General features: G+C 37.1%; 11 protein-coding genes. 8 read left to right on the top strand and 3 right to left on the bottom strand.

Annotated features, from left to right (window positions below; all coding sequences use genetic code 11):
* Positions 1 to 113 precede the first annotated feature (113 nt).
* From ubiG to rdgC, 6 genes are all read left to right on the top strand, one after another.
* Entirely contained in the window at positions 114 to 812 is a 699-nt protein-coding gene (gene ubiG, locus N7931_RS02470; protein WP_262791686.1) for a bifunctional 2-polyprenyl-6-hydroxyphenol methylase/3-demethylubiquinol 3-O-methyltransferase UbiG, read from the top strand.
* A complete protein-coding gene (locus N7931_RS02465; protein WP_262791685.1) occupies positions 794 to 1,474 on the top strand; it encodes an HAD family hydrolase in 681 nt (226 codons plus the stop codon). Before ubiG ends, N7931_RS02465 begins: the two co-directional genes overlap by 19 nt.
* Positions 1,475 to 1,918: 444 nt before the next feature.
* Positions 1,919 to 4,195 (top strand): class 1a ribonucleoside-diphosphate reductase subunit alpha, encoded by a 2,277-nt coding sequence (gene nrdA, locus N7931_RS02460; RefSeq protein ID WP_262791683.1) that lies wholly within the window; start codon positions 1,919 to 1,921, stop codon positions 4,193 to 4,195.
* Positions 4,196 to 4,261: 66 nt separating this feature from the next.
* Positions 4,262 to 5,392 (top strand): class Ia ribonucleoside-diphosphate reductase subunit beta, encoded by a 1,131-nt coding sequence (gene nrdB, locus N7931_RS02455; protein ID WP_262791682.1) that lies wholly within the window; start codon positions 4,262 to 4,264, stop codon positions 5,390 to 5,392.
* Positions 5,393 to 5,405: 13 nt separating this feature from the next.
* Positions 5,406 to 5,678: a class I ribonucleotide reductase maintenance protein YfaE gene (yfaE, locus tag N7931_RS02450; protein WP_262791681.1), complete on the top strand. Its 273-nt coding sequence runs from the start codon at positions 5,406 to 5,408 to the stop codon at positions 5,676 to 5,678.
* 122 nt (positions 5,679 to 5,800) lie between these two features.
* The gene (gene rdgC / locus N7931_RS02445; RefSeq protein WP_262791680.1) at positions 5,801 to 6,703 is read left to right on the top strand and encodes a recombination-associated protein RdgC; all 903 of its coding nucleotides are present in this window, start codon (positions 5,801 to 5,803) and stop codon (positions 6,701 to 6,703) included.
* Between the two features lie 62 nt (positions 6,704 to 6,765).
* Here the strand turns inward: rdgC and N7931_RS02440 are convergent, their stop codons facing one another.
* Entirely contained in the window at positions 6,766 to 7,671 is a 906-nt protein-coding gene (locus N7931_RS02440) for a hydrogen peroxide-inducible genes activator (protein WP_262791678.1), read from the bottom strand.
* A gap of 168 nt (positions 7,672 to 7,839) precedes the next feature.
* Complete coding sequence (locus tag N7931_RS02435; protein WP_262791676.1) at positions 7,840 to 8,337, bottom strand: Spy/CpxP family protein refolding chaperone; 498 nt, start codon at positions 8,335 to 8,337, stop codon at positions 7,840 to 7,842.
* 274 nt (positions 8,338 to 8,611) lie between these two features.
* Here N7931_RS02435 and N7931_RS02430 point away from each other — a divergent pair, with 274 nt between their 5' ends.
* Positions 8,612 to 9,301: a response regulator transcription factor gene (locus N7931_RS02430; RefSeq protein ID WP_262791675.1), complete on the top strand. Its 690-nt coding sequence runs from the start codon at positions 8,612 to 8,614 to the stop codon at positions 9,299 to 9,301.
* A gap of 4 nt (positions 9,302 to 9,305) precedes the next feature.
* A complete protein-coding gene (locus N7931_RS02425; protein ID WP_262791674.1) occupies positions 9,306 to 10,697 on the top strand; it encodes an ATP-binding protein in 1,392 nt (463 codons plus the stop codon).
* A gap of 134 nt (positions 10,698 to 10,831) precedes the next feature.
* Here the strand turns inward: N7931_RS02425 and N7931_RS02420 are convergent, their stop codons facing one another.
* The gene (locus N7931_RS02420) at positions 10,832 to 11,176 is read right to left on the bottom strand and encodes a hypothetical protein (RefSeq protein WP_262791672.1); all 345 of its coding nucleotides are present in this window, start codon (positions 11,174 to 11,176) and stop codon (positions 10,832 to 10,834) included.
* Between the last annotated feature and the right edge of the window lie 133 nt (positions 11,177 to 11,309).

Raw genomic sequence — 11,309 nt, 5'->3', positions numbered from 1 at the left:
TTTAAAAAACAATCAGAAATTTGATTTTTATCCGCTTATTTAACAAAGCTACTTGTTCACCCAATATAAGTTTTTATAATGGCAAATAATGATAATCACGGAGTTAACTGAACGTGTCGAATATAGATCAAACGGAAGTCGATAAATTTAATCAAATTGCCCATTTATGGTGGGATTTAAACGGGGAGTTTGCCCCCCTACATTTAATGAATCCAACCCGGGTAAATTATATTGCAGAACATGCTGGCGGGTTATTCGGTAAGCAAGTGTTAGATGTTGGTTGTGGCGGCGGTATATTAAGCGAAGCGCTGGCCAAACAAGGTGCACAAGTTACAGGTTTAGATGCTGCGCCCGATTCAATTGATGTCGCCAAATTACATGCGAAAGCAGACGGATTGCACATTGATTATCTACACACCACAATTGAGCCTTACGCTCAAACTCACCCGGCACAGTTTGATATTGTCACCTGTCTTGAAATGCTTGAGCACGTACCCGACCCTAAATCAGTTATTCAAGCATGCTGCGAATTAGTTAAACCCGGTGGTTATTTATTTGCATCTACGTTAAATCGCTCTGCTAAAGGCTATTTATTAGGGATAGTGGCAGCTGAATATTTATTAAATATAGTGCCTAAAGGCACACATGATTTTAATAAGTTTTTACGTCCGAGCGAGCTTATTAATATGATTGAAGCATGCGGCTTAAAAGTCACCAAATTAAATGGTATTCATTTCAATCCACTAACTAAATCATTCAAAGTTAATTCAGATCCGGGAGTGAACTATATTTTATGTGCGCAAAAAATTTAACAAAACCAGCCGGCGTTTTATTTGATTTAGACGGTACATTATTAGATACAGCTCAGGATCTTGGTGAAGCCTTAAACCATGTCTTAAACGGCTTAAACTTGCCGCTAAAAACCTATCAGGAATATCAGCCAGTCGCCTCTCATGGCGCAATGGGTTTATTAAAATTAGGGTTAGCGGAGCAGTTTGAACAGTTTGAAATTGAGCCTTTGCGCTTACAGTTACTTGAATATTATCAAATCAATATTAGCCGTTATACCCAATTATTTAATGGTATTAAAACCTGCCTTAATACTCTAGATAATGCACACATCCCTTGGGCTATTGTGACCAATAAACCGGCTTTTTTAACCGACAGTTTAGTTACCTTTTATCCTGAATTAACCAGCTCAAAAATTAATGTGAGCGGCGATACTCTCCCCATGCGAAAGCCAAATCCGGAGCCATTATTATTTGCCTGCGAAAAAATGCAAATTAATCCAGACAATGCATGGTATGTTGGTGATGCTAAACGCGATATAGAAGCAGGCAACCGAGCTAACATGCTCAGTATTGTTGCTAACTGGGGTTATACTCAAGATGTTATTCCGGTTAACCAGTGGCAGGCCGATTTAATTTTAGAACAGCCAGATGAACTAACTGAGTTATTAATCAGCACAATTTGATTAACAGATAATACAGTCAACTATTTGGATTAAATTAAGCAACATTTTGAGCTTAGTTCATAAAAAAATCAGATTGTAGATTAATTATTCGCAAGCAATAAAAACCTTAAATTCTGTGTGCTTTTTTAGCCTGATTTTCAGCACAAAAAAATTCATTAAAATTTAATTTTTTAATCTCACTTTTGATCATTGAAAAGTGAGATATTTAATTATTTCAGAATTTAAGAAGTTAGTATCCACTAACCTATTTTTCCTAACTTAAAATATGACGATTTTTACTTAAAAACTTGGCTTGCTTTCATACCAAAACCTCATTATCTTGTGTCAAATCTCATTTCTGTCCCTAGATGTTGTGTTGCACAGATCAGCAGCAGAAAATTTAGACACTTGATTCAAAAATTAATCAGCAGAAAGATAACTACAAAAACAGGATTGAAAATTAGCATGACAGATCAGCTTTTAGTAACTAAACGTAATGGTCAAAAAGAGCCGCTTAATTTGGATAAAATGCACAAGGTAATTACCTGGGCTGCCAAAGGCTTAAATAATGTTTCTGTTTCACAGGTTGAAATGAAATCTCACATTCAGTTTTACGATGGCATAAAGACTGAAGATATCCACGAGACCATTATTAAATCTGCTGCTGATTTAATCTCTGAAGAATCGCCTGATTATCAATATTTAGCTGCGCGTTTAGCGATTTTCCATTTACGTAAAAAAGCTTATGGCCAGTATGAGCCACCTGCGCTTTATCAGCATGTGGTTAAGTTATGTGAAGCTGGTAAATACGATACCCATCTATTAACTGACTTTAGTCAGGCTGAATTTGAACAAATGGATGCGTTTATCGAGCATAGCCGAGATCTCAACTTTTCTTATGCCGCGGTAAAACAGCTAGAAGGTAAATATTTAGCGCAAAACCGAGTTACCGGTGATATTTATGAAAGCCCTCAGTTTTTATATGTTTTGGTTGCAGCGTGTTTATTTGCTAAATACCCAGCTCATACTCGTATGGATTACATTGAGCGTTTTTACCATGCGATTTCTAAGTTTAAAATTTCGTTACCAACGCCAATTATGTCTGGTGTTCGTACGCCAACCCGTCAATTTAGCTCATGTGTATTAATTGAATGTGGCGACAGCTTAGACTCGATTAACGCCACTTCAAGCGCAATTGTTAAATACGTTAGCCAACGTGCTGGGATTGGGGTTAATGCCGGTAATATTCGAGCTTTAGGTAGTGCAATTCGAGGTGGTGAAGCTTTCCATACCGGTTGTATTCCGTTTTATAAACATTTCCAAACCGCAGTAAAAAGCTGCTCTCAAGGTGGAGTACGTGGTGGTGCTGCTACCCTGTTTTATCCTCTGTGGCATTTGGAAGTTGAATCATTAATGGTCTTAAAAAATAACCGTGGTGTCGATGACAACCGAGTTCGTCATTTAGATTATGGTGTGCAATTTAACCGTTTAATGTATCAAAGATTATTAAAAAATGACTCTATCACTTTATTTAGCCCAAGTGATGTACCGGGTTTATATGATGCTTTCTTTGCTGATCAGGCTAAGTTTGAAGAGTTGTATGTAAAATACGAAAACGACCCATCAATTCGCCAGAAAAAAGTAAAAGCAACTGAGTTATTTGGTTTATTTGCTCAAGAGCGTGCCAGCACTGGTCGTATCTATTTACAAAATGTGGATCACTGTAATACACACAGTCCGTTTGATCCAACGGTTGCACCAATTAAACAAAGTAACTTATGTTTAGAAATTGCGCTGCCAACTAAAGCTTTAAATGATGTAAATGATCCTGAAGCAGAAATTGCACTTTGTACATTATCTGCATTTAACTTAGGTGCAATTAATAGCTTAGACGAATTAGATGAGCTAGCTCAGTTAGCTGTACGCGCATTAGACTGTTTATTAGATTATCAGGACTACCCAATTCCGGCTGCCCAAAATTCAAGTATTAATCGCCGTACATTAGGTATAGGTGTGATTAACTTTGCTTATTATCTAGCTAAAAACGGCGTTAAATATTCAGATGGCAGTGCCAATGGTTTAACCCACAAAACATTTGAAGCGATTCAATATTATTTATTAAAAGCGTCAAATGAATTAGCAAAAGAGCAAGGTGCTTGCCCTAAATTTAATGAAACCACTTATGCTCAGGGTATTTTGCCAATCGACACCTACAAAAAAGATGTTGATACCATTTGTAATGAAGCGCTTCACCTTGACTGGGAAACTTTACGTAAAGATATCGTTGAGCATGGCTTACGTAACTCAACCTTATCTGCGTTAATGCCATCTGAAACTTCATCTCAAATTTCAAATGCGACTAATGGTATTGAACCACCGCGTGGATATGTGAGTATAAAAGCAAGTAAAGACGGCATTTTGCGTCAAGTTGTACCTGATTACGAAAATTTAAAAAATAACTATGAATTGCTTTGGACAATTCCGTCAAACAAAGGTTATTTAGAGCTAGTTGCTATTATGCAGAAATTTATCGACCAGACAATTTCTGCTAATACCAATTATGATCCAAGCAAGTTCCCGAATAACCGCGTTCCAATGCAACAGTTATTAAAAGATTTACTGTACGCTTATAAACTGGGTGTGAAAACATTGTATTATCATAACACCCGTGACGGTGCGGAAGATCCGCAAAAAGAAACACCAGCCGACGATGATTGTGCTGGCGGTGCATGTAAAATATAAGTTCTAACCTATCTGGCCGTTACAACATAACGGCCTGCTGCTTTGTTAAGAGAAATATCAAACCTTATGAGTTACACAACGTTTAATAAAAATAATACTGATTATCTGAATGAACCCATGTTTTTTGGCAATCTGGTCAATGTAGCTCGCTATGACAAACAAAAGCATCCTATATTTGAACGCCTGATTGAAAAACAACTGAGCTTTTTCTGGCGGCCAGAAGAAGTGGACGTTAGCCGAGATCGTGGTGATTTCCAAAAATTATCAGAGCATGAACGCCATGTCTTTTTAAGTAACCTGAAATATCAGACTTTATTAGATAGTATTCAAGGCCGTTCACCGAATGTGGCTTTATTACCAATAGTCTCTTTACCTGAGTTAGAAACTTGGATTGAAACTTGGGCATTCAGTGAAACTATTCACAGCCGCTCTTACACTCATATTATCCGTAATATTGTAAATGAGCCGAGTGTGATTTTTGATGACATTGTGGTTAACGAAGAAATTTTAAAACGCGCACATGACATCTCGCATTATTATGACAAATTAATTCAAGCAACTCAGATTTACCATACTCAAGGTGAAGGCACATTTGAGGTTGAGGGCGAAGAAGTTACCGTATCAATGCATGAGCTAAAGCGGTTAACTTACCTTTGTATTGCTGCTGTAAACGTCTTAGAAGCTATTCGTTTTTATGTTAGTTTTGCCTGTAGTTTTGCTTTTGCAGAGCGCGAATTAATGGAAGGTAACGCAAAAATTATTAAATTAATTGCCCGCGACGAAGCCTTACATTTAACCGGCACTCAACACATGCTCAATATCATGGCTGATGGTCAGGATGATCCTGAGATGGCGGAAATTGCCCTACTATGCCGTGAAGAAGTGATCGAAATCTTCAGAACTGCAGCCGAACAAGAAAAAGCATGGGCTAAATACTTGTTTAAAGACGGATCAATGATTGGTCTTAACGAAGATATTTTATGCCAATATGTTGAATACATTACCAATACCCGCATGATGGCGATTGGTTTACCAGCCGTATTCCCAACCATGCAAAACCCAATTCCTTGGATTAATGCTTGGTTGATCAGCGACAATGTTCAGGTTGCACCGCAAGAAGCAGAAATTAGCTCTTACCTTGTTGGTCAAATTGACAGCGAAGTCAACACTGATGACTTTGACGACTTTGAGCTGTAATTAAACAGCTCAAATGTCAGACCCAATAAAATACAAAGTTATTCAAACCGATTATCTGGCGGCAGATAAAAACTGCCTGCTTGATTATTTAGAATCTCTCGATTTAACCGTTCATTACCATTGTCGGGATGGTTATTGTGGGGCCTGTCGAACCGTTTTAGTTGAGGGTGATGTACATTACCCAAAAGAGCCTCTGGCATTTGTTCGCCGTGGTGAAATCCTGCCATGTTGTTGCACACCAAAATCTGATCTGATAATTGAAGCTTATCCAAAATCAGAAAAGTAAAGCTGAATCTAAAATTAGACTTACTTATGTGAAAACATCGTCATTGCACTGAATGATAAGTGCAGCCAATCAACAAATTAAGTATGATGACAAAATAAAATTAACCGGGAATAAATAAAATTATGTGGTTCAAAAACGCCTTTTTTTATCAATTTAGCCAAGATTTAGAATTTAGCGCAGAACAAATCGAAGAAAAGCTACAGGCTTTTACGTTTAAACCTTGCGGCAAAACCGATATGCAAAGTATTGGCTGGACACCAGCGCTTGGCGAAAAGTCAGCCAGCTTAACCCATAAGTCAGGCGACTTTTTGTTAGTCACTCTGAAAAAACAGGAAAAAGTTTTACCTGCTGCGGTTGTTCGTGAATTGCTTGAAGAAAAATTAAAAGAAATCGAAGATGCAGAAGGCCGAAAAGTTAAAGGCAAAGAAAAACAAAATATTAAAGAAGAGCTAATCCACACCCTGCTCCCGCAAGCCTTTAGTAAATCTTCATTTTGTAATGCATTTATTGCACTCAAAGCCGGATTTATTGTGATTGAAGCGTCCAGTGCCAATAAAGCAGAAGAACTAACCGCTTATTTACGTAAATGTTTAGGTAGTTTACCGGTTGTTCCGCTAGATACAGAAACACCGCTTATGTTTACCTTTACAGAGTGGATGCGTGGCGATCACCCGAGTGATTTTACATTAGGCACAGAGGTAGAGTTAAAAGATTTTGCTGAAGATGAAGGCACACTGCGCATTAAAAATTTAAGCCTAGACTCAGATGATTTACAAAATCACTTAAATAACGGAAAACAAGTAACAAAAATCGCAGTTGATTGGGATGAAACCCTAAGCTGTATTTTGGCTGATGATTTATCAATTAAACGAATTAAATTTAGTGATGTAATCAAAGAGCAAAACGAAGATATTACAGATGAAGATAAGTTAGCCCGCTTAGATGCTGACTTTACGTTAATGTCAGCAGAACTCACCCGTTTTATCGACAGACTGAGCCAAATTTATACTCAGCCAAGTGAATAATTGCTGACATTATGCTCAAATAAAAAAGCCGGAATATTCCGGCTTTTTTGGTTCTAACAGAATTACTTGGTATTAAGTTGTTCGGTAATTAACGCCGAAAACAAACTAAATGTTTTTGCTCTACGGGTTGTTTGTCGCCAAACCAAAGCAATATCCCGGCTGGCAGCTTCAGCCGTTGGTTGCAATAATACTAAATCAGATTCTTCTAATAATCCGGCACTTAATGCCATTTGCGGTACAAAAGTCGCCCCTTTTAAACATTCAGCCATAGAGACCAAAGTGTGCAAACTGGTAGCCGACATAGTGCTGATTTTAGCCCGATTAACGAGCTGACAAGCCGAAACCGCATGCTGAGTTAAACAATGCTCAGATTGTAATAAAAAGATGCTCTCATCCGGCAGATTGTCATAACTAAAATTATCCTGATTCGCTTGCTGGTATTGCTTATGAGCCGCTAACCAAAATTTATCTTGCCCCAAAAATTTAGAATGAAATCCATTAATATCAACCGGTAATGCCATTAATGCACAATCAATTTCACCCGATTCCAGCAAAGTTAATAAGTTTTCGGTAGTATCTTCAATCAACTGTAATCTCAGCTCAGGATATTCTTCGCGACAAGCGGCAAATACTGGTTTAAATAAAAACGGCGCAATGGTTGGAATACAGCCTAATTTAATTAATCCAGACATAGGTGATTGACGTGCAGTGGCGCAAGCTTTTAGCTCTGAAGCCTGTTGCACAATACTTTTGGCCATATCAACCAGCTCTTCGCCTAACTGAGTAAATACAAACGATTTATGATCGCGCTCAATTAACTGTCCTTCAAGCTGATCTTCTAAGTTTTGAATCCCAGAGCTTAATGTTGACTGACTGACAAAACAGGCCTCTGCCGCTTTATTAAAACTTTTAAGCTCATGTAATTTAATTAAATATTGTAAGTTACGTAAACTAGGTAATTTATCCATGCAAACCAATAAATAAGATAATAATATTTGTAGAGTAACTTAGCTTTTAGGATGAGAAAAGTATTTATCAGCATAAAACTAAAAGAAAAAAGGCAAACTCAGAGTTTGCCTTTTTAGCTCATGTATTTTCTCTGTTATCTACCAGTTTAAACGGCAGAGCGGACCAGCTTATTCTGATTCTTTTGCCTGACGATCTTTACGGTCGCGATCTTTACCATCACGCTTTTTGCGATCAAACTTAGCTTTTAATGCTTTTTTCTTTTCAATTTGCTCTGGTGTTAATACCGCGTTTATTTGATGCTCTAAATTAGCGCGCTTCACTGTTTTTTCAACAAACACATCCTGATACTGTAAATAAAGATCACGTACAGCCTGATCAGAATAATTCTGGCTATAAGTTAATTCAGTTAAAGCAAGGTGATAATCTTTAGCTAACTGATTATCGCCCGATTGTTTATCAGCTTTATGCTGCTCAAAAATCGCTTTGATTTGTGTTTTTTGCTCATCAGTTAAATCTAACACTCGGGATAATTTATGCATTTGGTGCTTGCCACCAAACCCGCCTCGTTTATGTTCATCATGTTTAGCGTAAGCAACCCCACCTAATAACATGCTTGATAACACAACCGCTGCAACTGCTTTTGTAGAATGTTTAAATATTGTCATTTTAGTCACCTTTATTATTCGCGATAAAAACTCAAAATTTGTTGAGTACAGCTAAAGTCTAACTAAAACAATTCAAAGAATCTGAAAGCAAAGTGTAAAGGTAGCGTAAATTCGTTGCGTCCTATAGATACGCAGGTATAGTTAACTCTGGATATACAAATTACTTTCTAGTGGTTGTTTTCCTTTATAATTACGTTGAATTCGCGCTGTTATAAGAAAAAGTACCTTATTAGAAAATGAAGTCAAATTAAGTTATTAGTGAGTCAAACCAGTAATGAATAAACAGATTTTGATTATCGAAGATGATCTTTCATTGTCTGAACTATTAGCAGAATATTTAAGTACAGACGGACTTATTTGCGATACCGCTGAAACCGGCCTGATTGGAATAGACAAGCTAAAACAACAGAATATCGACTTAATTTTATTAGATGTCATGCTGCCCGGCATTGATGGATTTGAAACATTAAAACGAATCCGTCAGTTTTCTAAAACACCGGTACTAATGTTAACCGCTCGTGGTGACGATTTTGACCGAATTTTAGGATTAGAACTGGGTGCGGACGATTACCTGCCTAAACCTTTCAACCATCGTGAATTATTAGCAAGGATAAAAGCGATATTGCGCCGTTTTGAATATGCTAACGAGCAAAATAATCAAAGCTACAGCCAATTGGGTAAAGTTACCATAGATCATAACAGCCACAGCGTTCAGCTCGATCATCAGGAAATTGAATTAACCGGCACCGAATATCAGTTTTTAGTTTATTTGTTCAAACATTTAGGCCAATTAATTAGCAAAGAGGCGCTCAGTAAAGAAATACTTGGCCGCGACTTAATGCAATTTGATCGCAGTATAGATATGCATATCAGCAATTTACGGAAAAAACTAAAAGGCGATCCCAATATTCAGATTAAAACTGTGCGTGGCGCAGGTTACCGTTTATTAATTGAAACCGAGTAAAAGTATGAAGTCGTCTTTTTCTATTCGTAAATTAAATCCATTTAACCATTTATTTGGTCGCCTGTTTTTAGGGTTTTGGGGATCGGTAGTGATTCTTATCTGGTTGGTATTATTTGTCAGCGATCAGTTATCACAAATTGAAGGGGTAAAACCGGCAGATGGTTTTCAAGTTGCCCAGCTTGAATATGCAGAAAAAAAACTCACCGAAAGACCAAACCGGGATTTAATTGAAAAATTGAAACGCCTGCAAGGTGACTCACGCAGTCGCTTTTATATTTTAAAAGCCGAAAACAGCAAACATACTTTATTTCCAAAACATTTACCCAAAGACATACCGGAACGAAAACTCACCCATTTGGCAATTGCCGATAAAAAATTACAGGTTAGGTTAGATAAGTTTTTATTAACAGGTCCGGTTTCCATCACGGATAATAACAATACTTACAGCTTATTTATTGCCTACAAAGTTAAATCCAGAAATGAGTTTTATAAATTATTATGGCGCATGCCAGAGAGCTTAAAGTTATTATTAGCCGCTTTAGTTACTATTATTCCCTGTTGGCTCATAGCCCGGAATTTAAGTGTACCAATTAGTAAATTACGTAACTCAAGCCACGCTTTAGCGGGGGGCGATTTAAGCCACAGAATTGATAAAATAGCTAAACGCCATGACGAAATTGGCGATTTAGCGCGTGATTTTAACAATATGGCCGAAAAGCTTGAAACTCAGTTTGAATTACATAAACGTTTGTTGGGCGATGTATCACACGAATTACGAACGCCCCTAACCCGTTTAGAATTAGCACTGGCACTGGCCATTAAAAACCCACATGATTGCGAAAAACAACTTAACCGAATTGAAAGCGAAATTCATAAGCTAGATGAAATGATTTCTAATGTGCTTAGACTAGCAAGGCTTGAAAACGAAGAGTTAGCGCTGGATTTAGATACACACGATCTCAGCTTGCTGTTAAAAAGTATTATTCGTTCGGCCGAATTAGAAGCTGAACAAAAACAAATAAAACTAATGGCTGATTTACCTCAATCCTGTCTGTTAACAGCCGATGCGATGCTGCTGAATACAGCGCTTGAAAATATTATCCGTAACGCTATTAAGTACAGCCCAAATCAGGGAGAAATAGCAATAAAATTGACCGAGGGACAGGATAATATTCAAATTAATATTATCGATAATGGGCCGGGGGTAAATGAATCTGAAATCGATAAAATTTTTACGCCATTTTATCGGGTTGCTAAAGCCAGAGAAAGAAACTCCGGCGGAACTGGTTTAGGTTTAGCTATAGCGCAAAAAGCAATTAACCGGCATAAAGGCAAAATTAACGCTAAAAATATTAAACCAACGGGTTTATCGGTTTGTATTCAGTTACCTAAATAATCTGAACTGCACATAATAAACTTAGCGAGCTTGAACTAAAAACCGACCTTGGTGTCAGCTAATGTCGGTTTAATCCTTTTAAAGCGGGTATCCTGCCGATTTTTAACCCGCTCTGCATTTTGCTTTTAAGTTTTTTAGCTACTGACTTCTGAAATTAAAATAGAAACAGTGTTGCCATTGATATTAAGTGTGGTTTCCTTATTTAACAAAACAGATGTAGACAGCGACATTTTCTGGTTTTTGTATTGACGATTAAAGTTTAAATGAACAATGTTTGAATTCACCTCTTTAGCGACAACTGAAAAAGTTGATTCATCTTTTAAATTGATTAATGCTTCAACTTCCGGTTTTACAACTAAACTAGGCGCACTGACTAACTGGTTTTCCTCGTAAAATTTAGCCTCTACTCGGTAATCGGCAAAAGCTAGATTTGTAAAAAATAAAGTAGATATTGAAAGAGGGGTAATTAATTTTTTCATTGCAATTCCTTTGTTTTGTTTTTTGTTTAGACAGCTAATGCTGTCTTATCATTATATTAATGCTAGCGGTTTGGCCAAACGCAAAAACCACCAGCAGAATATTTTATCTAATTGATTAACTTATTTTTTATAT

Source organism: Catenovulum sp. 2E275 (genome assembly GCF_025515275.1).
In the GTDB taxonomy this organism is placed as follows: Bacteria; Pseudomonadota; Gammaproteobacteria; order Enterobacterales; family Alteromonadaceae; genus Catenovulum.
The sequence above is the reverse complement of the archived record's forward strand: the minus strand, read 5'-3'. Positions and strand labels throughout refer to the sequence as shown.

What these genes read in the sequence shown, in the direction of transcription:
- N7931_RS02465 (WP_262791685.1), top strand. Translation starts at nt 794, where the DNA reads ATGTGCGCAAAAAATTTAACAAAACCAGCCGGCGTTTTATTTGATTTA.
- nrdA (WP_262791683.1), top strand. Translation starts at nt 1,919, where the DNA reads ATGACAGATCAGCTTTTAGTAACTAAACGTAATGGTCAAAAAGAGCCG.
- nrdB (WP_262791682.1), top strand. Translation starts at nt 4,262, where the DNA reads ATGAGTTACACAACGTTTAATAAAAATAATACTGATTATCTGAATGAA.
- yfaE (WP_262791681.1), top strand. Translation starts at nt 5,406, where the DNA reads ATGTCAGACCCAATAAAATACAAAGTTATTCAAACCGATTATCTGGCG.
- rdgC (WP_262791680.1), top strand. Translation starts at nt 5,801, where the DNA reads ATGTGGTTCAAAAACGCCTTTTTTTATCAATTTAGCCAAGATTTAGAA.
- N7931_RS02440 (WP_262791678.1), bottom strand. Translation starts at nt 7,671, where the DNA reads ATGGATAAATTACCTAGTTTACGTAACTTACAATATTTAATTAAATTA.
- N7931_RS02435 (WP_262791676.1), bottom strand. Translation starts at nt 8,337, where the DNA reads ATGACAATATTTAAACATTCTACAAAAGCAGTTGCAGCGGTTGTGTTA.
- N7931_RS02430 (WP_262791675.1), top strand. Translation starts at nt 8,612, where the DNA reads ATGAATAAACAGATTTTGATTATCGAAGATGATCTTTCATTGTCTGAA.
- N7931_RS02425 (WP_262791674.1), top strand. Translation starts at nt 9,306, where the DNA reads ATGAAGTCGTCTTTTTCTATTCGTAAATTAAATCCATTTAACCATTTA.
- N7931_RS02420 (WP_262791672.1), bottom strand. Translation starts at nt 11,176, where the DNA reads ATGAAAAAATTAATTACCCCTCTTTCAATATCTACTTTATTTTTTACA.